The sequence below is a fragment of the Oerskovia sp. NPDC057915 genome (genome assembly GCF_042887685.1).
Lineage (GTDB): Bacteria > Actinomycetota > Actinomycetes > Actinomycetales > Cellulomonadaceae > Oerskovia.
The window spans coordinates 1-21764 of record NZ_JBHVOS010000012.1; the positions used below are offsets into that span (position 1 = coordinate 1).

Annotated in this window: 22 protein-coding genes and 1 riboswitch; of the genes, 10 read left to right on the forward strand and 12 right to left on the reverse strand. The window is 73.2% G+C overall.

Features of this window, described 5'->3' with window-relative positions; all coding sequences use genetic code 11:
• Nucleotides 1–57 precede the first annotated feature (57 nt).
• Entirely contained in the window at nt 58–327 is a 270-nt protein-coding gene (locus tag ACFVQ3_RS09570) for a DUF4235 domain-containing protein (protein WP_387637981.1), read from the reverse strand.
• A 169-nt stretch (nt 328–496) separates the two neighbouring features.
• A riboswitch (TPP riboswitch) is annotated at nt 497–622 on the forward strand.
• A 58-nt stretch (nt 623–680) separates the two neighbouring features.
• Between ACFVQ3_RS09570 and ACFVQ3_RS09575 the strand changes: the two genes are divergently transcribed.
• From ACFVQ3_RS09575 to ACFVQ3_RS09590, 4 genes are all read left to right on the forward strand, one after another.
• Nucleotides 681–1775, forward strand: a complete 1095-nt coding sequence (locus ACFVQ3_RS09575; protein ID WP_387637984.1) for a thiamine ABC transporter substrate binding subunit — start codon at nt 681–683, stop codon at nt 1773–1775.
• A gap of 2 nt (nt 1776–1777) precedes the next feature.
• Nucleotides 1778–3490, forward strand: a complete 1713-nt coding sequence (locus ACFVQ3_RS09580; protein ID WP_387638269.1) for an ABC transporter permease — start codon at nt 1778–1780, stop codon at nt 3488–3490.
• Complete coding sequence (locus tag ACFVQ3_RS09585; RefSeq protein ID WP_387637986.1) at nt 3490–4830, forward strand: ABC transporter ATP-binding protein; 1341 nt, start codon at nt 3490–3492, stop codon at nt 4828–4830. The genes ACFVQ3_RS09580 and ACFVQ3_RS09585 overlap by 1 nt, the downstream gene beginning before the upstream one ends.
• A 226-nt stretch (nt 4831–5056) precedes the next feature.
• Nucleotides 5057–5383 carry a DUF4235 domain-containing protein gene (locus tag ACFVQ3_RS09590; protein ID WP_387637988.1) on the forward strand — a complete coding sequence of 109 codons (327 nt, stop codon included), beginning with the start codon at nt 5057–5059 and terminating at the stop codon, nt 5381–5383.
• Here ACFVQ3_RS09590 and ACFVQ3_RS09595 read toward each other — a convergent pair.
• Nucleotides 5313–6062: a response regulator gene (locus tag ACFVQ3_RS09595; protein ID WP_387637990.1), complete on the reverse strand. Its 750-nt coding sequence runs from the start codon at nt 6060–6062 to the stop codon at nt 5313–5315. The genes ACFVQ3_RS09590 and ACFVQ3_RS09595 overlap by 71 nt on opposite strands.
• Nucleotides 6059–7258 carry a sensor histidine kinase gene (locus ACFVQ3_RS09600; protein WP_387637992.1) on the reverse strand — a complete coding sequence of 400 codons (1200 nt, stop codon included), beginning with the start codon at nt 7256–7258 and terminating at the stop codon, nt 6059–6061. Before ACFVQ3_RS09600 ends, ACFVQ3_RS09595 begins: the two co-directional genes overlap by 4 nt.
• Before the next feature lie 188 nt (nt 7259–7446).
• Here ACFVQ3_RS09600 and ACFVQ3_RS09605 point away from each other — a divergent pair, with 188 nt between their 5' ends.
• The 3 genes from ACFVQ3_RS09605 to ACFVQ3_RS09615 all read left to right on the forward strand — a co-directional run bounded on the left by ACFVQ3_RS09605 (nt 7447) and on the right by ACFVQ3_RS09615 (nt 9613).
• Entirely contained in the window at nt 7447–7974 is a 528-nt protein-coding gene (locus ACFVQ3_RS09605; protein WP_387637994.1) for a DUF6069 family protein, read from the forward strand.
• A gap of 158 nt (nt 7975–8132) precedes the next feature.
• Nucleotides 8133–8753 (forward strand): dihydrofolate reductase family protein, encoded by a 621-nt coding sequence (locus tag ACFVQ3_RS09610; RefSeq protein ID WP_387637996.1) that lies wholly within the window; start codon nt 8133–8135, stop codon nt 8751–8753.
• 179 nt (nt 8754–8932) lie between these two features.
• A complete protein-coding gene (locus ACFVQ3_RS09615) occupies nt 8933–9613 on the forward strand; it encodes a hypothetical protein (protein WP_387637998.1) in 681 nt (226 codons plus the stop codon).
• A gap of 143 nt (nt 9614–9756) precedes the next feature.
• Here the strand turns inward: ACFVQ3_RS09615 and pgi are convergent, their stop codons facing one another.
• The 5 genes from pgi to ACFVQ3_RS09640 all read right to left on the reverse strand — a co-directional run bounded on the left by pgi (nt 9757) and on the right by ACFVQ3_RS09640 (nt 15839).
• Nucleotides 9757–11463: a glucose-6-phosphate isomerase gene (pgi, locus tag ACFVQ3_RS09620; protein WP_387638001.1), complete on the reverse strand. Its 1707-nt coding sequence runs from the start codon at nt 11461–11463 to the stop codon at nt 9757–9759.
• 326 nt (nt 11464–11789) lie between these two features.
• A complete protein-coding gene (locus ACFVQ3_RS09625) occupies nt 11790–13040 on the reverse strand; it encodes a GNAT family N-acetyltransferase (RefSeq protein WP_387638003.1) in 1251 nt (416 codons plus the stop codon).
• Nucleotides 13041–13105: 65 nt separating this feature from the next.
• Nucleotides 13106–14338: a GNAT family N-acetyltransferase gene (locus ACFVQ3_RS09630; protein ID WP_387638005.1), complete on the reverse strand. Its 1233-nt coding sequence runs from the start codon at nt 14336–14338 to the stop codon at nt 13106–13108.
• A complete protein-coding gene (locus ACFVQ3_RS09635; RefSeq protein WP_387638008.1) occupies nt 14335–15468 on the reverse strand; it encodes a GNAT family N-acetyltransferase in 1134 nt (377 codons plus the stop codon). The genes ACFVQ3_RS09630 and ACFVQ3_RS09635 overlap by 4 nt, the downstream gene beginning before the upstream one ends.
• Before the next feature lie 104 nt (nt 15469–15572).
• Nucleotides 15573–15839, reverse strand: coding sequence for a GlsB/YeaQ/YmgE family stress response membrane protein (locus tag ACFVQ3_RS09640; RefSeq protein ID WP_387638011.1), 267 nt, complete (start codon nt 15837–15839; stop codon nt 15573–15575).
• Between the two features lie 308 nt (nt 15840–16147).
• Between ACFVQ3_RS09640 and ACFVQ3_RS09645 the strand changes: the two genes are divergently transcribed.
• Nucleotides 16148–16516, forward strand: a complete 369-nt coding sequence (locus tag ACFVQ3_RS09645) for an RNA-binding S4 domain-containing protein (protein WP_387638013.1) — start codon at nt 16148–16150, stop codon at nt 16514–16516.
• 217 nt (nt 16517–16733) lie between these two features.
• Here the strand turns inward: ACFVQ3_RS09645 and ACFVQ3_RS09650 are convergent, their stop codons facing one another.
• The gene (locus tag ACFVQ3_RS09650; RefSeq protein WP_387638015.1) at nt 16734–17480 is read right to left on the reverse strand and encodes a lytic polysaccharide monooxygenase; all 747 of its coding nucleotides are present in this window, start codon (nt 17478–17480) and stop codon (nt 16734–16736) included.
• 259 nt (nt 17481–17739) lie between these two features.
• Nucleotides 17740–18534, reverse strand: coding sequence for a lytic polysaccharide monooxygenase (locus ACFVQ3_RS09655; RefSeq protein ID WP_387638018.1), 795 nt, complete (start codon nt 18532–18534; stop codon nt 17740–17742).
• Nucleotides 18535–18964: 430 nt separating this feature from the next.
• On the opposite strand from ACFVQ3_RS09655, the gene ACFVQ3_RS09660 reads away from it, so the two are divergent.
• Together ACFVQ3_RS09660 and ACFVQ3_RS09665 are read left to right on the forward strand one after the other, a co-directional pair.
• A complete protein-coding gene (locus ACFVQ3_RS09660; protein WP_387638021.1) occupies nt 18965–19531 on the forward strand; it encodes a flavodoxin domain-containing protein in 567 nt (188 codons plus the stop codon).
• Nucleotides 19532–19836: 305 nt separating this feature from the next.
• Nucleotides 19837–20178 carry a YciI family protein gene (locus ACFVQ3_RS09665; protein ID WP_387638024.1) on the forward strand — a complete coding sequence of 114 codons (342 nt, stop codon included), beginning with the start codon at nt 19837–19839 and terminating at the stop codon, nt 20176–20178.
• A gap of 64 nt (nt 20179–20242) precedes the next feature.
• Here the strand turns inward: ACFVQ3_RS09665 and ACFVQ3_RS09670 are convergent, their stop codons facing one another.
• Together ACFVQ3_RS09670 and ACFVQ3_RS09675 are read right to left on the reverse strand one after the other, a co-directional pair.
• Nucleotides 20243–20650 (reverse strand): GntR family transcriptional regulator, encoded by a 408-nt coding sequence (locus tag ACFVQ3_RS09670; protein WP_387638027.1) that lies wholly within the window; start codon nt 20648–20650, stop codon nt 20243–20245.
• On the reverse strand, nt 20647–21582 hold the full coding sequence (locus tag ACFVQ3_RS09675) for a hypothetical protein (RefSeq protein WP_387638030.1): 936 nt from the start codon (nt 21580–21582) through the stop codon (nt 20647–20649). The genes ACFVQ3_RS09670 and ACFVQ3_RS09675 overlap by 4 nt, the downstream gene beginning before the upstream one ends.
• Nucleotides 21583–21764: the final 182 nt, after the last annotated feature.

Below are 21764 nucleotides of genomic sequence, written 5' to 3' on the forward strand. Positions count from 1 at the left end.
AGGTAGACCTCCGGGAGGTCTACCTCGCGCCCACGGGTCTACCTCGGCTCGGAGGAGTCAGGACGCGCGTGCGACGAACCGCTTCACGACCCGCTTGGCCTCGCGTCCCGCGAACCGGCGCGCGAACACGCTCGCCGCGGCCGCGGCGGCGGCGAACGTGACGGCGCTGATGATGCCGACCTCCGGGTCGTCCAGGTCCTTGGGTGCGTCGTGCCCCGTGGCCTTGGCCCACGCGTAGCTCACGACCTTCTGCGCGACCCAGCCTGCGGCCAGCGTCAGGGCGACGGTCGCGACCTTCTCGGTGAGGGTCTGCTCGTTCTCGGCCATGTGTTCCTCCGGGGAGTGTGCGGCGGGCGGGGCGGGACCGCCGTCGTACCCGCAGGCCCGACGGCGAAGCTCACGTCCCACCGTAGCCGTCCCCGGGGCGGGGCACGCCCCGGGCGACGCCACACGCCGGAACCCTGCCTGCGCCGTCGGGCCGCGGTGTAAAGTCGCAGGTGAACGACAGGGGAGCGCCGACCGCCCGGACACACCGGGCAACGGGCGCTGAGAGTGCGGACCACCGCAGACCCTCGAACCTGATCCGGCTAGCACCGGTGGAGGAAGTCGGGCTTCTCAAGCCTCGCTCACGGGACCTGCCGTGCGCGAGGTCCCCCTCCTGTGACGTCCAAGGAGGACACGTGAACACCATCAGTACCCGCCGCAGCACCCCCCGCAGGCTCGGCCTGGGGCTCGTCGGCGGGATCGGCGCGCTGGCCCTCGCGGCCTGCACAGGCACCGGCGACGCGGGATCGGGCGAGAACGGGTCGAGCGCCGCGAGCAGCACCGTCACGCTCGTCACGCACGACTCGTTCAACGTCAGCGAGGACGTCCTCGCCGCGTTCGAGGAGGAGTCCGGGCTGACCGTCAGGCAGATCGCCCCCGGCGACGGCGGCGCGCTCGTCAACCAGCTCGTCCTCACCAAGGACTCACCGCTGGGCGACGTCGTGTTCGGCATCGACAACTCGTTCGCCACGCGCGCGATCGACGAGGGCGTGCTCGAGCCGTACACGCCAGCGGGCCTCGCCGACTCGGCGGCGCAGTACGCGATCGGGGACACGGGGGCACTCACACCGATCGACTTCGGTGACGTCTGCATCAACATCGACCACGCCTGGTTCGGCAACACCGGGGTCACCGAGCCCGAGACCCTCGACGACCTGACCAAGCCCGAGTACAAGGACCTGCTCGTCGTCACCAACCCCGCGACGTCGTCGCCCGGGCTGTCGTTCCTGCTCGCGACGATCGGCGCCTACGGCGAGGACGGCTGGGTGGACTACTGGGCCAAGCTCAAGGCCAACGGCGTCAAGGTCGTCGACGGCTGGTCCGACGCCTACTCGGTCGACTTCTCCGGCGCGGAGGGCAACGGTCCGCGGCCCATCGTGCTCTCCTACGCCACGTCGCCCGCGTTCACCGTCTCCGAGGACGGGACCTCCACCCGGACGGGCGCGCTGCTCGACACCTGCTTCCGTCAGGTCGAGTACGCGGGCGTGCTCGCGGGCGCGCAGAACCCCGAGGGCGCCAAGAAGCTCGTCGACTTCCTCGTGAGCGACGCGTTCCAGGCCGACGTCGCGGACAGCATGTACATGTACCCCGCGAACACGGACATCGCGCTGCCCGAGAGCTGGGTCGAGTTCGCGCCGCTGTCCCCGAAGCCGTTCGAGGTCGCTCCCGCCGACATCACGGCGCACCGCGACGAGTGGATCAAGGCGTGGACGTCGACGGTGATCGGCTGAGCATGTCCGCGGTGAGCCGCGGCGTGCCCGCGGCCGTGCAGCGCGGCGGGCGGGTCCTCCTGTGGGGGCTCGCCGCCGGGCTGCCGCTGCTTTTCCTCGGCGTGTTCTTCGCGTGGCCCGTCGTGACGCTGGTCGCGCGCGGCTTCGTGACCCAGGACGCGACCGGCGCCTCCGTGGATCTCTCCGGCTTCGCCGAGGTGTTCTCCGAGCCGCGGACCTGGCGCATCATCGGGCTCACGCTGTGGCAGGGCGTCCTCGGGACGGTGGTCTCGGTGCTGCTCGGCGTGCCCGGCGCGTACGTGCTGTACAGGTGCCGGTTCCGGGGACGCACGTTCCTTCGTGCCTTCGTGACCGTGCCGTTCGTGCTGCCGACCGTCGTGGTCGGCGTCGCGTTCCGGTCGCTGCTCGTCGAGGGCGGGCTGCTCGGGTTCCTGCGGCTCGACGGCACGTTCGGGGCGATCGTCCTCGCGCTCGTGTTCTTCAACTACTCGGTCGTGGTCCGCACGGTCGGCGGGCTGTGGGAGCACCTCGACCCGCGCGCGGAGGAGGCGGCCCGCGCGCTCGGGGCCTCGCCGTGGCGCGCGTTCCGGTCGGTGACGCTGCCGTCCCTGGCCCCGGCCATCGCCTCGGCGGCGTCGATCGTGTTCCTGTTCTGCGCCACGGCGTTCGGGGTCGTGCTCGTCCTGGGCGGAATCCAGTACGGCACGATCGAGACGGAGATCTGGATCCAGACCACCCAGTTCCTCGACCTGCGCACGGCCGCCGTGCTGTCGGTGGTGCAGCTCGTGGTCGTCGTCGTCGCGCTGATCGTCGCGAACCGGACCCGCTCCCGGCGCGAGCGCGCGCTCAACCTGTCTGCCGCGACGTCCGCCGCCCGGCCGTTGCGCCTGCGGGCCGACGCCGTCCCGCTCGCGGTGACCGCCGTCGTCGTGCTCGGCCTGATCGCCCTTCCGCTCGTCAACCTGCTCGTCCGGTCGTTCCGGACCCCCGCCGGGTGGAGCCTCGCGAACTACGCGAACCTCGGCACGACCGGCGGGCGCAACGCCCTGACCGTGACCGTGTGGGAGGCGACCGCCAACTCGCTGCGGGCCGCGGCGGTCGCGACGCTCCTCGCGGTCGTGATCGGGGGGCTCGTGGCGCTCGTCGTCTCGCGACGACCCCGGTCCCGCACGGGGCGGCGAGCGATCGGTGCGCTCGACTCGGTCTTCATGCTCCCGCTCGGCGTCTCGGCCGTCACGGTCGGGTTCGGCTTCCTCATCACGCTCGACAGGCCGCTCGGCCTCGACGTGGACCTGCGGACCTCGGGCCTGCTCGTCCCCATCGCCCAGGCCGTCGTCGCGATCCCGCTCGTCGTGCGGACCGTGCTGCCCGTGCTGCGCGCGATCGACCCCCGCCTGCGCGAGGCCGCCGCGACCCTCGGGGCATCGCCCGCGCGCGTGTTCGCCGCGGTCGACGGGCCCATCGCGGCGCGGTCGCTGGGGCTCGCGATCGGGTTCGCGTTCGCGGTCTCGCTCGGGGAGTTCGGGGCGACGTCGTTCCTGGCCCGCCCCGACACCGCGACCCTCCCGGTCGTGATCTTCCGGCTCATCGGGCGGCCCGGTGCGGAGAACTACGGCATGGCGCTCGCCGCGAGCGTCGTCCTCGCGGTGCTCACCGCGACGGTCATGATGGTGGCGGAGCGCCTGCGTGGCGACCGCTCGGCAGGAGAGTTCTGATGGACGGAGCCCAGGTGGCGGAGCGAACGACCGACGGACCGGCCGTGCCCCAGGAGCCGGCGAAGACGTCGGTGGGCCGGGGGCTCGCGGTGCGCGACGTCGTCGTGCACTACGCGGACCCTGCGCCCGGCAAGGGCCCCGGCACGACGGCCGTGCGCGGCGTGAGCCTCGACCTCGCCCCGGGCGAGGTGCTCGCGCTGCTCGGGCCGAGCGGCTGCGGCAAGTCGAGCCTGCTGCGCGCCGTCGCGGGGCTCGAGCCCGTCGCCGACGGGAGCGTCGCGTGGGACGGGCACGACCTCGCGGGGGTGCCCGTGCACCGGCGCGGGTTCGGGCTCATGTTCCAGGAAGGGCAGCTCTTCCCGCACCGGGACGTCGCGGGGAACGTGGCGTTCGGGCTGCGCATGGCGGGCGTGAAGCGTCCGGCCGCGGCGGGACGGGTGGCCGAGCTGCTCGACCTCGTCGGGCTCGCGGGGTACGCGCAGCGCCCGGTCGCGACGCTCAGCGGCGGGGAGCGCCAGCGTGTCGCGCTCGCCCGGGCGCTCGCCCCCGAGCCGCAGCTGCTGCTGCTCGACGAACCGCTGTCCGCGCTCGACCGCGGGCTGCGCGACCGCCTCGCGGGGGACCTGCGTGCCGCGCTCGTCGCGACCGGGACCACGGCGTTGTTCGTCACGCACGACCACGACGAGGCCTTCACGGTGGCCGACCGGGTGGCCGTCATGGACGCCGGCCGACTGCTCCAGGTCGCGGCGCCCGAGGACCTGTGGCGCGCGCCCGCGTCGCGGCGGGTCGCGGAGTTCCTGGGATACCAGGCGTTCGTGCCGGTGGGGGCTGTCCCCGCCGAGCCGTCGGAACGAGCGATGGGTGGGGTCCTCGCGGACTCCGACCGCTCGGCGGCTGGGGGCGGTTCGGCGGTCGAGGGGGCTTCGGCGGGCGAGGCGCTGCTGGCCATCGGCCCGACGGGGCTCGTGCTCGCCGCGTCTCCCGCGACCGAGGTGTCAGGACGGGCGAGGGGTGGGGCCCCCGCGGGTCTCGACAGGTCGGCCGGGTGGGCGGCGACCGTCGTGCGCAGCGCCTTCCGGAGGGGGCGCACCGAGGTCACGGTCGACCTCGACCTCGGGGCGGGGACGCAGCGCGTCGTCGCGCTCGGCTCGCCGCCGGGCGGTGCCGGGACGCCCGCTGGCTCGCCGCCGGGTGGTGCCGCGACTCCCGCGGGTTCGCCGCCGGGCGGTGCCGGGACGCCCGTGCCCGACGGCGCCACGCACCTCCCGCTCGCACCCGCACCGGGGGAGCGGGTCCGGGTCGTGCTGGACCGTGCGGGCTGCGCGGTGGTCCCGGGCTGAGGTGCGGGCCGGAGGCCGAGGGCGTGCGGCGGACTCACGATTCGTCGGTGGCTCGGTCGAGCATGCGGTTGCCGTCCCGCGAACATGCGGTTGGCGTTCGGAATGGCGCCGATACCGACGCCAACCGCATGCTCGCCACCGGTGGGTGCGCCGGGGCGCCGGTGGGGACCCGGGCATCGGCGGCCCCCACCCTGCGACCGACCGGCTGCCGCGTTAGCGTCGAAGGATGAGCGACGCCACGATCGATCACGTGTCCGAGCACACCGAGGAGCACGGCGGTAAGGCCGCGAAGATCTTGTACCGGCCGTTCGGGCTGATCAGCTCGATCGTCGGCGGCCTGGTCGCGGGGCAGGTCTTCAAGCAGGTCTACAAGCGCGTCTCCCCGGGCCACCGCAAGGACGCGCCCACCCCGCTCCAGTCCGAGTACCCGCTGCGCGAGATCCTGATCGCCGCCCTGATCCAGGGCGCCGTCTTCTCGGGCGTCAAGGCGCTGATCGACCGCGGTGGGGCGCGTGCCTTCCAGAGGTGGACGGGGGAGTGGCCGGGCGACTGATCGTCGCCGCGCCCGCGCCCGCGCCCGCACCTGCGCCCGCGTCGCGCACGAGCACTGCGAGCTGCGTCCGGTTCTCGAGGCCCAGCTTGTCCAGGACGCTCGACACGTGGGCCTTGACGGTCGGGACACTGAGATAGAGTTCGCGCCCTACGTCCGCGTTGCTCGCGCCGCGACCCACCGCGAGCGCGACGTCGCGCTCGCGTCCCGTCAGACGGCCGAGCGACTCCACCGCCCGCGCCCGCGTCTCGCCGACCGACGCGGCCGACGCCATGAGCCGCCGGGCGACGTCGGGCGAGAGCACCGGTTCCCCGGCTGCGGCCGCGAGGACCGCCGCCGCGATCCGGGCCGGGGGCATGTCCTTGAGGAGGTAGCCGACGGCCCCGGCGCGGAGCGCCCCGAGCACCTCGTCCTCGGTGTCGAACGTCGTCAGCACGACGACGGCGGGCGCGTCGGTCCGTGCGCGCACCCTGGCCGTCGCGGTGATCCCGTCGACCTGCGGCATCCGCAGGTCCATGAGGAGGACGTCGAGCGGGTGGGCGTCGAGGAGGGCGGGGACCTCCGCACCGTCGGCGGCCTCGCCGACGACCTCGATGCCGTGCGTGCCGTGCAGCATCATGCGCAGGCCGGACCGCACCAGGGCGTCGTCGTCGACGATGGCGATCCTCACGGGCGCGGTCATGAGTCCCACGGTAGCGACACCGTGAGCCGGAACCCTGCCCCCTCCGTGGCCGGGCCGGCGAGGACCTCGCCGCGCAGGAGCCCCGCCCGTTCGCGGAGGCCCACGAGCCCTGTGCCCGTTCCCTGGCGTGAGGGGACGTGCCCGAGGGAGGGTCCGTCGTCGGACACGTCGACCCGGACCTCGCCCGGGACGACCGCGACCGCGACGCGGACCACGCTGCCGGGAGCGTGGCGGCGGGCGTTGGTCAGCCCTTCCTGCACGGCGCGGAAGGCCGCGGCCTGCACGGTGGCAGGGACCCCGACGGGGTCACCGTGCTGCTCCCAGTCGACGGCGACGCCCGCGGCCCGGGACTCCTCGACGAGCCGCGCGACGTCGACCAGGCCGGAGGCGGGGCGCAGGGCGTCGGGCTCGGCGCGGAGCACGCCCACGACGTCGCGCAGCTCCTCGAGCGCCGCGCTCACGCCTTCACGGACCAGACCGGCAGCACGCGCGACCTCCGCGGGCGGCGTGTCCGGCCGGAACTCGAGCGCCCCGGCGACGGTCGCGAGCAGCGACAGCCGGTGGGCGAGCGTGTCGTGCATCTCGCGGGCGATCCGTGCGCGCTCGGCGGTCCGTGCCTCCCGCACGCGAAGCTCCTGCTCGCGCTCTGCCCGTCGCACGCGATCCTCGAGGTCGGCGACGACCTGGGCCCGGGCCTGGGCGAAGGCGCCCCAACCGACGAGGGCGGCGTGCACCGCCGCGTCGCACAGCAGCCACCAGCCGAGCGGGAGACCCACCGGACGCCAGAGCGCCTGGACCGCGTGACCGGCGAACCCCGCCGTCGCGACGAGCACCGCGACCCGCAGCGGTCTGCGGCGGGCGACCTCCAGCGTCGCCACGGTCGACGCCGGGGTCGCCGCAGGGGAGAGCGCGGTGAGCGCGGCCAGCACGAGGGCCGGTCCGACCGGGCCGGAGAGCACTCCTGCGCCGCGCGGGGCGGTCTTCTCTCCCTGCGGCAACCACCACAGGAGAGGAGCGAGGGACACTGCGGCCAGACCGACGCCCAGGTCCAGCACCACGCGCGGCCCGGACTCCTGCGGCAGGACACCCCACAGCATCAGCGCGGTGAGCGTGCCCACGGCGAGCACGACCCATGCCAGCACGGCGCGTGACGGGGCGGGCGGCGGGGAGCACTCCTCGATCGGGTAGCTGTTCATGCGGTCAGCGTAGGAATGTGCTCCGTCGGGCGACCACCGACTTTCGGAGGGGGCAGCGGACCGTCGGTCGGTGCGTGGAGAACCATCTGGAGGGTCCGGGCGGAGGGGTGCGCGGGAGACGGTGGGGAACGCCGGCCACGGGGTCGGCGCGGGGCTCCGGGGGAGCCCTGCCGGCTGAAGGAGGAGTCATGGACGCGAACGGCACGGGTTCGAGGAGCACGGGAACGACGAACCAGCGCGTGAGCACGAACGGACCGGGGGCTGTCCCGCGGTACCGCGGGACGCGCGGGGAGCCTGCGGCGAGGAGGCAGACCGGGAGCGCGGACAGGACGGCCCGGCACCTCCCTGCGTGGTGCGTGCCGCTGCTCGCTGCGGTGGCCGCCGTCCTCGTCTGGTCGGCGGGGACCGCAGCCGGCGTCGAGGCCGTCGTCCGAGGTGCGGACGGTGAGACGGAGGTCGGGCCGGCCGCGGTGGTCGTCGCCTCGCTGCTCGTCGGCTTCGCCGGGTGGGGCGTCCGGTCCCTGCTGCGCAGGGTCGGTCGCGCGCCGCGGGCGGGGCGAGCGCAGGGTGAGCGGGCCTGGGTGGTGACGTGCGCCGTCGTGCTCCTGGTGTCCGTGCTCGGCCCCCTGGGCGCGGTGAGCACGTCCGCGACGCTGCTCCTGCTGGCACTGCACGTCACGGTCGGGTCGGTTGTCGCGCTGGGGCTGCGGCGCTGAGCCGTCCGCGGCGGGGCCGCGCCGAAGGCCCGACGGCGCCGCGCACCTGCGCGCGCCGCGAGCCCTCGCGCGTGCCACGGTGGGACCAGGGGACCGATGAGTTCGAGGTCCGGTCCTGGTCCAACCGTCGTACCGGCAGACTCCCGAAGGGACCCATCATGGCCAAGCTCGTCTCGACCCTGTTCATCTCGCTCGACGGCGTGGCCGAGATCGACCCCGCCTGGCACTTTCCCTACTTCGACGAGCACATGGGAGCGGCCGTCGACGAGGACTACTCGGGCGTCGACGCCCTGCTCCTGGGGCGCGTCACGTACGACAGCTTCGCGGGCGCGTGGCCGGGGCGCGAGGAGGCCGGGGAGGAGGACGCCGTGTTCGCGAAGCGGCTCGGCGACGTGCGCAAGATCGTCGCGACCCGCGGCGACGGAGACCTCGGCTGGCGCAACGTCGACCGGATCGACGGCGACCTGGTCGAGTCGGTGACGACGCTCAAGGAGACCCCGGGGATCGCGAAGGTCCTCGTCGCGGGTTCCCTGTCGGTGGTCCGGCAGCTTCTCGCGGCCGGGCTCGTGGACGAGCTGAGCCTCCTGGTGCACCCGGTCGCGGCCCGCAAGGGCGAGCGGCTCTTCGACGAGGGCGAACCGATCTACCCCCTGCACCTGCTGCGCTCCGAGGTGTTCCCCACGGGCGTCGTGCACCTGGTCTACGGACCGAGCGACCTGCCGGGGAGCGAGGACTACGAGGACGTGAAGGACAAGGTGCCGGGGGGCGCGGAGGGCTGACCGCCCGTACGGCCGGGGCGCCGGGGCGGGCGGCGTCCCGACGGTGCGGCGGCCTCGCCGTCGTGCCCGGATGAGTCTCGTCGTCGTACCCGGATGGGTCTCGTCGTGCCCGGAAGCCAGGGGCCGGCTCGGCCGCGTCTCGACCGGAAGGCTACCGACCATATGGTTGGATTTGACCGGTGAACTCGTTGCGGAGGCATGTCCTCACTGTTGTCCTGCCCGGTGTGCTCGGTGCGACCCTTCTGACGGGGTGCGCGTCACCCACGGACTCCGGCGGCGACGGCCCGGCGACGGACGCTCCTGCCCCCGCAGCAGCCGCAGAGACCCCGCCGGCGGCCGGTGCGTGCGACCTGATCGGCGCCGACCAGGTGACCGCGCTGGCCGGTCAGGCACTCGACGGTCCGTTCGAGACGACGGTCGCGGGCAACGCCGAGTTCCCCGCCTGCGTATGGGGCGACCCGGCGGGCGCCACGGTCCAGGTCTCGCGCGTCCCGGCCGAGGACTGGGCTCAGCAGCTGCCCGAGCTGCTGCAGCAGCTCGAGGCCACCGGCCTCGTCGACGACGCGGAGAACACCCGCAAGATCCGCGAGGCGTCGGCGCTCGTCGGGACGGGCGAGACGCTCGACGCGGTGCAGTCGTGCGACATCTTCTCCACGACGATCGAGATCGCGGGCGGCGAGCCGGGCCGGACCGAGACGGTCAACATCGTGCCCTCGCTCGAGGACCCGCAGGCGCTCACGGGCCAGTCGTGCCGCGACGGGGTCTTCTCGTCCGTGCTCGTCATGAAGGACGGGATCACGGGTGCCGCCGAGGAGGTCGCAGCGGTCGAGCAGGCGCTGGCGGCGGTGGCGGCCCACTAGCGACCGGGATCCCGACGCGCTGGCCCGGCTCCCGGCGCCCCCGGCGCGCGAGAACGGGGTTGAGGTCGTCCCGGGCGACAGGACGACCTCAACCCCGTTCTCGGCAGCCAGCCCAGCGAGGCGGCCAGACAGCCAGCCGGGCGTCAGCCCCGCTGCTCCAGGTACCAGCCGATGAGCGCCTGCGTCGACGGGTCCTGCTCGGCGAGCGCAGCCGCGTCACCGGCGACGGCCGGGGCGATCTCGTTCGCGAGCTTCTTGCCGAGCTCGACGCCCCACTGGTCGAACGAGTCGATGCCCCACACGACGCCCTGGACGAACGTGATGTGCTCGTAGAGCGCGATGAGCTGGCCCAGGACCGAGGGCGTGAGCGCGGGAGCGAGGATCGACGTCGTCGGGCGGTTGCCCGAGAAGACGCGGGCGCTCACGAGGTCCTCGGCCGTGCCCTCGGCGCGGACCTCGTCGGCGGTCTTGCCGAACGCGAGGGCCTTGGTCTGCGCGAAGAAGTTCGCGAGGAACAGCGAGTGGACGTCGACGTCCCCTGCCGAGGAGTCGACCAGCGGGTGCGCGGGGTTCGCGACGGCGATGAAGTCCGCGGGGATCAGGCGCGTGCCCTGGTGGATGAGCTGGTAGAACGCGTGCTGCCCGTTGGTGCCGGGCTCGCCCCAGAAGACCTCGCCGGTCTCGGTCGTGACGGGCGACCCGTCCCAGCGCACGGACTTGCCGTTGGACTCCATGGTGAGCTGCTGCAGGTACGCGGGGAAGCGGTGCAGGTACTGCGCGTAGGGCAGCACGGCGTGCGTGTGGGCGCCGAGGAAGTTGACGTTCCACACGTTGAGCAGGCCCATGAGCGCGGGCACGTTCTGCGCGATCGGGGTGGTGCGGAAGTGCTCGTCGATCGCGTGGAAGCCTGCGAGGAACTCCTCGAAGCGGGCCGGGCCGACCGCGATCGCGAGCGACGTGCCGATCGCGGAGCCGACCGAGTAGCGTCCGCCGACCCAGTCCCAGAAGCCGAACGCGTTGGCGGGGTCGATCCCGAAGGCCGCGACCTTGTCGAGGGCGGTGGAGACCGCGACGAAGTGCTTGCCGACGGCCTCGGCGCGGGCTGCGTCGTCGGCGTCGTCGGAGAGCGCCCCGACTGCCGCGAGCTCGGTCCACAGCCAGTCGCGTGCGAGGCGCGCGTTGGTCAGGGTCTCGAGCGTCCCGAACGTCTTGGACGCGACGATGAACAGCGTGGTGCGCGGGTCGAGGCCCGCGGTCTTCTCGGCGACGTCGGTCGGGTCGATGTTGGACACGAACCGGACGTCGAGGTCCTCGGCCTTGTAGGGCAGGAGGGCTTCGTAGGCCATGACGGGGCCGAGGTCCGAGCCGCCGATCCCGATGTTCACGACGGTGCGCACGCGCTCGCCCGTGACGCCCTTCCACTCGCCCGAGCGCACCTTGTCGGCGAACGCGTAGACCTTGGCGAGCTCGGCGTGCACGTCGGCGTCGACGTCCTGGCCGTCGACGGTCAGCCCGGGGACGGCCCCGGACGGGCGGCGCAGCGCGGTGTGCAGGACGGCGCGGTCCTCGGTGACGTTGATGTGGTCGCCGCGGAGCATGGCGTCGCGTCGCCCGACCAGGTCGACGTCGTCCGCGAGGCGCACGAGCAGTGCGAGGGTCTCGTCGGTCACGAGGTTCTTCGACAGGTCGACGTGGAGGTCGGCGGCGTCGAACGTGAGGCGGTCGGCGCGGCCCGGGTCCTGGGCGAACCAGGTGCGCAGGTCGGGGGACAGCGCGGCCTGGTGGGCCGTGAGGTCGGCCCAGGCGGGAGTGGTGGTGGCGTCGATCGGCGGTGTGCTCGCAGTGCTCACGATGGTCTCGCTGCTCCCTGGTCGGTGGGGGTCGTGGGGTGTCGCGGGGTCATGGCCGGACCCGACAACCGTAGGCCGCGACCTGCACGGTTGTCCTGGTGGCTCACGGTGCGAGCGGTTGTGAGGTGCGCTGCCGGACAACCGTGCACGCCCGACGGCGGAGCATGCGTGGCGCGCGCTCCTCTCCTCGGCCCGCTCTCGCCTCGGCCCGCAAGGAAGCGCGAGGTAGACCTGTGCGCGCGAGGTAGACCTCCGGGAGGTCTACCTGCGCGCGCACAGGTCTACCTCGGCGGGGAGGCGGTGGCGGCCGTGAGGGGGAGGCCGGGTCAGCCGAGCTTCTTCTGCCACACCGCCGCGACGCCGACGGGCTCGAAGCCGAGCGCGACGTTGATCGCGAGCATGTGCTCGTTCTCCTGCGCGTTCCACGTGTTGATGCGGCGTTCTCCGGGCCGGCGCTCGGCGTAGGCGCGCAGGTTCGCGACCTTGACGAGCGTCCCGAGCCGGTGGCCGCGGTGCTCGCGCAGCACGAGCGTGTCCTCCTGGAAGGCGAACGGGACGTCCGACACGGGGATCTGGAGGACCGAGAACGCGGTCAGCGTCCCGGTCGGGACGTGCTCGGCGACCGTGACCAGCACGTGCTGGTGGCGCCCGGCCATGTCGGCGAGGTACGAGCGGACACGGGCCGCGTCCCAGGGGCTCTCCTGGACGTCCAGGTCTGCGGAGGGGACGTCGGTGCTCATGCGGGTCCACAGGTTCGCGACCTGGTCCTGCCATGCGGCCGGTACCTCGTCCCACCAGGTGTGCAGGCGGTGGTCGTCTCCCGCGACCCGGGTCGCCTCGCGCTCGAGCGTGTCGAGCCGTGCGGGGTCGACGGGCAGGCGCAGGACGGAGGCGCGCTCGACCTGTTCGAGCGCGTAGCCGTGGCCCAGGGCGAAGCGCGCACCCCGGGAGTCAGCGGGCACGCGGCCGGCACCCGTGGGGGCGTCGAGGGCGCCGGGGCCGGGCGGGGGCTCGGGGGAGTGGTTGCTCGGCACGATGACCGTGGTGCGCCCGTCGGCGCGAGCGATCTCCTCGGCGCGGGCCAGCAGCGTCTCGCCGATGCCTCGGCCTTCGAGCGTGGGGCGGACCATGAGCGTGACGTAGGCGAGGTGGGAGTTGGCGTCGGTCGCGAGCCACACGATCGCGGCGCCGCCGACGTCCTGCGGCCTGGGCGCCGCCTCGCCGTCGGTTGCCGCCGCCTCGTCGTCGGGTGCCGCCGCCTCGTCGTCGGCCATTCCTGGGACCGCCGGCTCGGGGAGCGCGAGGACCAGGACCTTGCGCTGGTACTCCTGGTGCTGGAGGACGCCGAGCATCACGGGCAGCGGCGCCCACCAGTCGGTCCAGCCCCAGGTCGCGAGCTGTACGTCGTGCTCGATGTCGGTGCAGGCCCGCACGGCCCAGACGTCGGGGTGGTCCAGGTCGGGCGGGATCGGCGGTGCGTCGACCGCGCGCCACGTCGTGGTGGGTGGGGCGGGCGGCGGCGTCGGGCTCGCCGTCCAGGGGTCGTCGTGGCCAACGGCGCTGTCGGTGGTCGTCATGGGTCCACCCTGGCGGGCTGCCGCCCGGCGCCGCCACGGATTTTGCGCGCCTTCCGGGGGCCGGGTCAGCCCAGCCGCAGCTGCCACTCCGCGGTGACGCTCGCGACCTCGAACCCGAGGGCCTCGTTGATCGCGAGCATGTGCCGGTTCTCCTGCGCGTTCCAGGTGTGGATGCGCCGCGACGAGGGCCGCACGCGGGCCAGCTCGTCGAGCACCGCGATCTTGACGAGCGTCCCGAGCCGGTGGCCTCGGTGCTCGCGCAGGACGAGGGTGTCCTCCTGGATGACGACCTCGGGGCGGTCGTGCGGGTACGCGACCATCGAGAACGCGGCGAGCCGCCCCGACGGGACGTGCTCGGCCACCGCGACGAGGTATTCCTGGCCGCGGTCGGCGAACGACTGCGAGGCGGCGCGCACCCGTTCGGCGTCCCACGGGTCCTCCTCGAGGTCGAGCCCGCCGTTGGGGGCGTCGGTGCTCATGCGGGTCTCGAGGACCGCGAAGTCGTCGATCCACCTCTCGGGGACGGCGTCCTGCCACAGGTGCACGCGGTAGTCGTCGCCGGCGGCGGCCTGCGCCTCGGAGCGCAGCGGGTCCACGACGTCGGCGCGGGGCGGCAGCGTGATCGTCGACTGCCGCATGACCTGCTCGAGCGCGAAGCCGCGCGAGAGCGCGAAGCGCGTGCCCGGGTCGTCGAGCGGCACGCGCCCGCTGCCGGTCGGCGAGTCGAGCGCCCCGGGGCCGGGAGGGGGTTCGGGGGCGTGCGCGGAGTCGGACAGGAGCACGGTGCGCCCGGCCTCGCGCGCGATGCGCAGGCACTCCTCCCAGAGTGCCTTCCCGACCCCTTGGCCGCGGTGCGCGGGGTCGACCCCGACATACACGATCGCGAGGTGCGTGTTCCCCTTCTGGGGAAGGCCGACGAGCCCACGCCCGACGACGTCGCCCGCCGCCGGGGCCAGGCCCGGTCCGCGCGCAGCCGGGCCGCCAGAGCCGTCAGAGCCGTCGGGACCGCCAGGATCGTCGGAGCCGCCAGGGGCTCGCGGACCGTCGGCGACGGCGACGAGCCGGACGGTGCGCTTGTACTCCTGCTGGGCCGTCATCGTGACGAGCGTGGTCGCCGCGTCGAGACCGAGGTCGGCGTGACCGTGTATCTCCCGGTCGATGGCCTCGCCCACGCGCACGGTGCCGTGCACGGCCCAGGCCTCGGGCGCGTCGAGCGAGTCCGGGACGGGTGCGCGCAGGACGCGCCACGCCGTCGGGCCGGAGAGCGGTGCCGGGGCCGTGGCCCGCGGGCCGCTCACGCCCCCACCCGCTTCTGCCAGCCGGCGTACCCGCCCGCGGGCGCGAAGCCCAGGTCGACGTTGATCGCGAGCATGTGGTCGTTCTCCTCGGCGTTCCAGGTGTGGATGCGTTCGGTCGTGGGGCGTCGGGCGGCGAGCTCGTCGAGGTTCGCGACCTTGACGAGCATCCCGAGGCGGTGGCCGCGGTGCTCGCGCAGGACCAGCGTGTCCTCCTGGAACGCGAACGACGGGTGGTCCTTGGGGTAGGCGAACACCGAGAACGCGGCGAGCGTGCCCGACGGGACGTGCTCGGCGACCGTCACGAGCACGCCGTCGCCCTTGCCCAGGAGCTCGTCGACCCAGACGCCCACGCGCCGCGCGTCCCACGGGTCCTCGCGGTAGTCGATGTCGCCGTTCGGGGCGTCGGTGCTCATGCGCGTGAACAGCGTCCCGACCTGCTCGCGCCAGTCTTCGGGGACGTCGTCCTCCCAGACGAGGGTGCGGTAGCCCGGTCCCGCCGCGGCGAGAGCCTGCGCGCGCAGCCGGTCCAGCAGCCCCGGGTCGACGGGCAGCGGCAGGATCGAGTGCCGCTCGACCTGCTCCAAGGCGTACCCCTTGCCGCGCACGAAGCGAGGTCCCGGGTCGTCCGCGGGGACCCGTCCGGCGCCCGTCCGGGCCTCGAGGGCGCCAGGTCCGGGCGGAGGTTCGACGCCGTGCTGGGTGTCGGTGAACAGGACGGTCCGTCCGGCGTCGAGCAGGATCCGTTCGCCGTGCTCCCACAGCGCCGTGCCGAGTCCGTGGTGCCGGGCCGCCGGGCGCACCTGCACGTACAGCTCGCCCAGGTGCTCGTTGCTGCTCGTCATCATGAGGACGAACAGGTGGCCCAGCACGTCCTGCGGCCGGGGTGTCTCGGGTGCGTCCGCGCGGACCGCGACGAAGCGTTGCTTGGTCGCGTACTGCTGGTTGTCCATCCCGGCGAGGACGTCGCGGGCCTCGTTCGCGAAGTCGTCGTAGCCGTGGGCCTCGATCATGACCTCGGCCTCGATCTCGGCCACGCCGTGGTACGCCCAGGCCTCGGCGGAGTCGAGGTCGGCGGGGTGCGGGGCCGGGGTGATGCGCCAGGTCGTCGTCGACTCGGTGGGATGGCTCATGCCCTCAGCGTCTCGCGCGAGGCGCGAGCGGTCCACGGGTTTTCGGAGGTGCAGCCCGGCGGACCGGGCCGCACCTCCTCACGTGCCCGACGGCGCAGCGCGCCTCAGGCCTTCGACCTGCGGCCCGCGATGAGGCCCCAGACCAGCAGGACGACGAGCGAGCCGATGAACGCCCAGAACCAGGTCGAGAACGACCAGAACTCCTGGTTGGGGTCCGAGCCGAACGCCCGGCCGATGAACCCACCGACGAACGCGCCGACGACACCGACGATCAGCGTCACGACCCAGCCGCCCGCTGCCCTGCCCGGCATGATGGCGCGCGCGATGGCGCCCATGATGAGGCCGATCACGATCCACGACAGAAACCACATGGTCCACTCCGTCCGTCGGACGAGCCCGTCGGCCGACGACGTGGTCGGGGCCGGACCGGCGCCGTCGCCGGTCGGTTCCACGGTGGCACGGACAGGCCGGACACGCACGCCGATAGGGGACGATCGGCGCATGCGTGTCGCGGATGCTCCCGCGCCACGCCGGGCACCGGACGGCCGCGTCGCCGGGCTCGGCGGGGGCGGCGCCGCCAGGCCCGGGCTCGCTGCGGTGGTCGGCGGCCCGCACCGGACCACCGCGCGACGTGCGCCGCCTACGCTGGGGTGGTCCGACGTCGGGAGAGGGAGTGACCATGCGGGTCGACAGCTGGCTCTGGGCGGTCCGCCTGACCAAGAGCCGTTCGGTCGCGACGGCCGCGTGCCGTGCCGGGCACGTCAAGGTCGACGGGGTGCGCGTCAAGCCGTCCGCGACGGTCAAGGTCGGGAGCACCGTGACGTACCGAGGGGGTGAGCGCGAGCGGATCGTCGAGGTCGTCGAGCTGCTCGCCAAGCGCGTCGGGGCGCCCGAGGCCGCGAAGGCGTACGTCGACCACAGCCCGCCCGCGCTGCCCCGCGAGGCCGTGCCGTTCGTGCCTGTCCGCGACCGCGGCGCGGGGCGCCCCACCAAGCGGGAGCGGCGCGAGATCGACAAGCTGCGGGGCCGCGAGCTGCCGCCCGTCTGACCCGTTGCGGTGAGACGGGTTCAACGGTCGGAGACGGGTCACCCGGATCGTGGCGCACGTGCCCGTCTCGGACCGGACCACCCGTCTCGCTCAGCGGGCTCAGCCCTGCGCCGGGCAGCACGACGCCCGGGCCACCTGTGTTCCAGGCGACCCGGGCGCGGTTCTGGTGCGTGTCGGTCGGCCCTCGCTCCTGAGCGCCGACCGTCCGGTGCTCAGGTCAGCAGGCGCCGAGGTCCTTCCACGCGCCCCACTGGCCGCTCGTGCCGGGGTTCTCCCCGGTGTTCCACCACTTGGCCTCGTAGGTCTTGCTGTTGTACGAGACGCGAGCGCCACCTGTGTAGACCGAGCCGGCCGCCCAGGCGGGAGCCGTGCAGACACCCGTCCCGGTCGTGCCACCGGTGGTTCCGCCGGTCGTGCCGCCCGTGGTGCCTCCCGTGGTTCCACCGGTCGTGCCACCCGTGGTGCCACCTCCGTTGACCGTGAGGTCGACGCAGTTGTAGAACGCGTTGACCGTGTTGGACACGTTCCACCGGGCGAGGATCGTGTGGTTGCCCGAGGGCAGGTTGGTCAGCGTGTGCGAGATGTTGCTCGGGGGCTGGGCGCCGCCCTGGCTGAACGTCTGGTGCAGCTTGCCGTCGACGAAGTACTCCCACGTGCTCGTGTTGTGAGCGGCCGTGAGCTTCCACTGGAACGTCACCGAGCTGCCGACGCTCTTGCGCGGCCACGGCTTGCTGTTGTCGTCCAGGATCGAGAACCCGCTGCCGCCCGAACACTGCATCGAGCCCTTGGGTGCCTCGACGCTCTGCGGCTCGTACTTGATGCTGCCGCAGTCGAAGGACGTGGCGCCGGTCGCGCAGTTGTCCTGCCGGCTGGGCGGTGACGTGATCCATCCGTGTGCCGAGGCGGCCGGGGCCAGCACGACAGGGGCCGCGATCGCGGCCACACCGAGGACGGCGGCAATCATTGCCGCGCGTAGTCGTCTCATCTTTTCTTCTCGCTCTCCATGGCAGTCGGTAGGGCCCCATTGCCGGGCGACCTACACATGTCGAATCGGACAAGTTCGACGCTATGCAATGAAATCGGCATGCACAATCCGGTGAAGCACGTAGGGGGTCCTACGTAGTGCGGGAGATATTCAATCGACCGAGAAATGGGAAAAGTGACGCCGGGTCAGGAATTCCTGACCCGGCGTCACCGGTCACGCGTCACGCGTCATGCGGTCCTCAGCAGGCGCCGAGGCTCTTCCAGGGCCCCCACTGCGCGGCGGCGTCGGGCTTTTCGCCCTTGGTCCACCACTTGGCCTCGAAGAGCTGGCCGTTGAGCGACACCTTGGCGCCACCCGTGTAGGCGACGGCCGTGTCCCAGGGGCCGGCCGAGCACTGAGGCGTGCCCGTCGTGCCGCCCGTGGTGCCGCCGGTCGTTCCGCCGGTGGTGCCACCCGTGGTGCCGCCGGTCGTGCCACCCGTGGTCCCGCCGGTCTCGCCGCCGGTGGTGCCACCCGTGGTGCCGCCGGTCGCGCCGCCACCGGTGACGGTGAGGTCGACGCAGTTGTAGAACGCCATCGGGGTGTCAGCGACGTTCCAGCGAGCGAGGACCGTGTGGTCGCCCGCAGGCAGGTTGGTCAGCGTGTGGGAGATGTCCTTCGCGGGCTGGGCGCCGCCCGAGCTGAAGGTCTGGTGGAGCTTGCCGTCGACGAAGTACTCCCACGTCGTCGTGGCGTGGTTGGCCGTGAGCTTCCACTGGAACTTCACGGAGGAGGCGACCGTCGTGCGCGGCCACGGCTTGCTGTTGTCGTCGAGGATGTCGTAGCCGCTGCCACCGCTGCACTGCATGGAGCCCTTCGCGGCCTCGACGCTCTGCGGCTCGTACTTCAGGCCGCCACAGTCGAAGGACGTCGCGCCGGTGGCACAGTTGTCCTGACGGCTCGGCGGGGAGGTGACCCAGCCGTGCGCGGAGGCGGCGGGCGCCAGCACCACGGGGGCAACAATGGCGGTCGCGCCGAGCACGGCGGCGATCATTGCCGCACGTAGTCGTCTCATCTGCATCTCGCTTTCGTTGTGGTGGACGGCGAGACGCAAGGCCTCGGGTCCACCTCGACCAGAACGCTGCGACGCTAAGGCAGAGGTCGTTGAGTCTTCAAACAGCGGCGCCGGGTAAGGGTAAACACGTATGCGCGCGAGGGGCGTCCGGGAAACGGCGTCCTGGTGCGCCTGGTGAGGGACGCCGTCGGGCAGATGAGAAGCATGTGAGAGGGTGCTCGCCCCGAATCGTGTGGAGAACACCTAGAGGGACAGATCGTCCCATAACACGTCTGGTCGCTCCTGCGCTCGTCGAACGCCGCACGCCACTCCCGAGGCCCTCGTCCACCGGTGCCAGGGGACGAAGGTCCCACCCCCCAGGGACCGTCGTCCGTGGTTCCCGAGAGCCGCTCTCGGGGACGCTGAGAGCATGTCGAACCACGAAGAGAACCTGACTGCTGCCGTCGTCTTCGAGTCGATGTTCGGGAACTGTGAGAAGGTCGCCCGGCAGATCGCAGCCGGCATGGCGACCGGCGTGCCGGTGAAGGTCGTGGACGTCGCGGACGCGGTCGCCGACCCGTCGATCCTCGACGACGTCGCGCTCGTGGTCGCCGGTGGTCCCACGCACTCCATGTCGATGAGCCGTCCCGGTACCCGTGCCGAGGCCGTCCAGCGTTCCGGCGGGACGGTACCTGCGCGCAACGTCGGCCTGCGCGAGTGGTGCGTCGCGCTCCAGGACCGCACGGACGAGCACGGTCCTCGCTGGGTCACGACGTTCGACACCCGCACCGCGCTCGGTCGGGCCATCCCTTCGTCCGCCTCCCGTGCTGCCGCGCGCATCGTCACGCGCAAGGGCTACGAGATGCTCGTGCCGCTCCGTTCGTTCCTCGTCGAGGACGCGGCGGGACCCCTGGTCGACGGCCACCTCGAGGAGGCGTACGTCTGGGGCGAGAAGATCGCTGCGGCGTTGCGCGCACAGGTTCCGGTCGCCGTCTGAGACGGTGTGCGGACGGTCGTCCGCAGCTGAGCACGGACGGGGAAGACGGGCTCAGCCGCGGGGGTCTCGCCGCTGTCCGACGATGCCGCGTTCCCACGTCGGGGACGCGGCATCGTCGTACCTGGGCCTGGGCCTGGGCCTGGGCCGGCCTCGGGTGCTCCGGTGACGCCGCGGGCCCGCCCGCGCGAGGGGGACGTCGACGGCGTCGCGCCCGCCGGAGGGAGGGTGTGCGCGGGTACGTCCTGCGCGCGGTGAGCCTGCGGGGCGAGGATGGTCTCCTGGAACCAGGCAGAGGAGACGACGCGATGACGAAGTACCTGATCTCGTTCCCGAGCGGCGCCATGGACGTCTCCGCGGAGGACCTGCCCGCGGTCTCGGACGCGTCCCACGCCGTCGTGGAGGAGGCGAGGAGAGCGGGCGTCTGGGTGTTCGGCGGGGGGATCGACGAGAGCGTCCCGCCCGTCCTGGTCGACGGCGACGGCACCGTGACTGAGGGCACCTACCCGCAGACGAGGCAGATCGAGGGCGGCTACACGGTCCTCGAGGTGCCGTCGCGCGCGGAGGCGCTCGAGTGGGCCGCGAAGATCGCGGTGGCGTGCCGGTGCGCACAGGAGGTGCGCGAGTTCCAGCTCGACCCCGCCAGCTGACGGTCCGCCGACGCTCTCGGCCGGAACCGGGGGCGCGGCGCGCGCCGTCCGGGCCGCCGTCGCGTCAGCGCAGGTCGTCGGTGCGGGGCGCGCCGACGGGCTTCTGCAGGAGGCCCGTGACGACGTCGAGGATCGCGGAGTCGTCCAGCCCGAGCTCGCGGCCGCGGACGACCATCTGCGTCGCGAGGTCGGCGAACGACCGCTGGTCGGCGACCGACGAGCGCCGGTGGGTGGGGGCCGTGACGACCGTCCCCGTGCGCGGCCGTGACGAGACCGCACCCGCCGCCTCGAGCTCGCGGTAGGCACGCTGCACCGTGCCGACCGCGACGCCCAGGTCGCGTGCGAGTTCGCGTGACGAGGGCAGCCTGTCGCCGGGGTTCAGGGAGCCCAGCGAGACGAGCGCCGCCACCTGGGCCCTGATCTGCTCGTAGACCGGGACGGGGGAGTCCAGGTCGACCGTGAGGGTCTTCATGCCTGGGGCTCGGGCGCCACGGTCGTCACGGGCGACGTCCCTGTCGTGGTGGACGTGCCGGGCGGGGTGGGGAGGGCCTGCCGGGCGAGCACGGAGAGTCCGACGACGACCGACGTGATGCCGATCGCGGACCCGACGGCGAACGCCAGGACGGCGGCTCCTGTCCGGTCTGCCCCGAACAGGGCGAGGGCTGCGGTGAGCAGGACGGCGGCCGACCCCAGACCCACGAGGAGCTGTGCACCTGCCAGGACGTGGGCGGCGCTGAGCCGGCGCAGGGAGTCGTCCTCGTGGGCCGTGGCGCCGCTCACGACGCCGCGCCGGGCGATGAGACGCAGCACGCCGAGCACCCCGAGGGTGATGACGCCCAGCACGCCGAGCAGCGGCCCGGCGTAGGGCCAGCCGGGGTAGGGGCCGGACTCGCCGGTGATCCATCCGTCGACCGTGACGAGGAGCGGCGCGTCGACCGTGCTTCCTCCCTCGCCGGCCGTGACCCCGAAGACCACGAGGGCCGCGGCCGTGAGTGCCGTCGTCGCGAGGAAGAGGGGCAGCCGCCACTCGCCGAGGCCGCGGACGGTCCGTCGGGTGAGCGGGGCCGTACGGACCGCGCCCTGGGGGCGGGGCCAGGCGAGCTCGCCGATCGCGCGGACGACGAGGACCATGACGACGGCGATGAAGGGGGAGAGGGCGACGAGCAGGCCGGGGGCGGCCGTGACGCCGGTGAGGCCCGGGAGCGCCGCGGGGGAGACCACGTAGGCGATCAGCGACAGTGCGACGACGGCGGCGACGGCGGACGTGGTCCGTTCGTGCCGGAGTGCGGCGTCGAGCACGGGGCGTCGGGGATGGCGCCGGGACCGGACGGCGTTGGCCGCCGTCAGGACCGCGGCGGCGAGGGCGCCGAGCGCGACGAGGGCGACGAGCGACAGGCCTGTCATGTGGACTCCTCCGAATGGATCAATGAATCAGAGTATTGACTCATTGGTTCCGGCTTGTCCACTCGATCCTGCCGGGCAGCCCGCCACCGCCGGGCATCCCGCCGCCACATGGCGCGCGCCGCGGGGACCACCCGCGACGGGTGGCGCGACGCCGCCCGTGAGTCGGGGACCGGGGAAGGAGC

Bases quoted from the DNA above. Each gene is read 5' to 3' on its own strand.
- ACFVQ3_RS09635 (WP_387638008.1), bottom strand. From the start codon at position 15,468: ATGAGCCATCCCACCGAGTCGACGACGACCTGGCGCATCACCCCGGCC.
- ACFVQ3_RS09665 (WP_387638024.1), top strand. From the start codon at position 19,837: ATGACGAAGTACCTGATCTCGTTCCCGAGCGGCGCCATGGACGTCTCC.
- ACFVQ3_RS09590 (WP_387637988.1), top strand. From the start codon at position 5,057: ATGAGCGACGCCACGATCGATCACGTGTCCGAGCACACCGAGGAGCAC.
- ACFVQ3_RS09675 (WP_387638030.1), bottom strand. From the start codon at position 21,582: ATGACAGGCCTGTCGCTCGTCGCCCTCGTCGCGCTCGGCGCCCTCGCC.
- ACFVQ3_RS09610 (WP_387637996.1), top strand. From the start codon at position 8,133: ATGGCCAAGCTCGTCTCGACCCTGTTCATCTCGCTCGACGGCGTGGCC.
- ACFVQ3_RS09600 (WP_387637992.1), bottom strand. From the start codon at position 7,258: ATGAACAGCTACCCGATCGAGGAGTGCTCCCCGCCGCCCGCCCCGTCA.
- ACFVQ3_RS09645 (WP_387638013.1), top strand. From the start codon at position 16,148: ATGCGGGTCGACAGCTGGCTCTGGGCGGTCCGCCTGACCAAGAGCCGT.
- ACFVQ3_RS09585 (WP_387637986.1), top strand. From the start codon at position 3,490: ATGGACGGAGCCCAGGTGGCGGAGCGAACGACCGACGGACCGGCCGTG.
- ACFVQ3_RS09595 (WP_387637990.1), bottom strand. From the start codon at position 6,062: ATGACCGCGCCCGTGAGGATCGCCATCGTCGACGACGACGCCCTGGTG.
- ACFVQ3_RS09660 (WP_387638021.1), top strand. From the start codon at position 18,965: ATGTCGAACCACGAAGAGAACCTGACTGCTGCCGTCGTCTTCGAGTCG.
- ACFVQ3_RS09640 (WP_387638011.1), bottom strand. From the start codon at position 15,839: ATGTGGTTTCTGTCGTGGATCGTGATCGGCCTCATCATGGGCGCCATC.
- ACFVQ3_RS09625 (WP_387638003.1), bottom strand. From the start codon at position 13,040: ATGACGACCACCGACAGCGCCGTTGGCCACGACGACCCCTGGACGGCG.
- ACFVQ3_RS09670 (WP_387638027.1), bottom strand. From the start codon at position 20,650: ATGAAGACCCTCACGGTCGACCTGGACTCCCCCGTCCCGGTCTACGAG.
- ACFVQ3_RS09570 (WP_387637981.1), bottom strand. From the start codon at position 327: ATGGCCGAGAACGAGCAGACCCTCACCGAGAAGGTCGCGACCGTCGCC.
- ACFVQ3_RS09650 (WP_387638015.1), bottom strand. From the start codon at position 17,480: ATGATTGCCGCCGTCCTCGGTGTGGCCGCGATCGCGGCCCCTGTCGTG.
- ACFVQ3_RS09605 (WP_387637994.1), top strand. From the start codon at position 7,447: ATGGACGCGAACGGCACGGGTTCGAGGAGCACGGGAACGACGAACCAG.
- ACFVQ3_RS09655 (WP_387638018.1), bottom strand. From the start codon at position 18,534: ATGATCGCCGCCGTGCTCGGCGCGACCGCCATTGTTGCCCCCGTGGTG.
- ACFVQ3_RS09580 (WP_387638269.1), top strand. From the start codon at position 1,778: ATGTCCGCGGTGAGCCGCGGCGTGCCCGCGGCCGTGCAGCGCGGCGGG.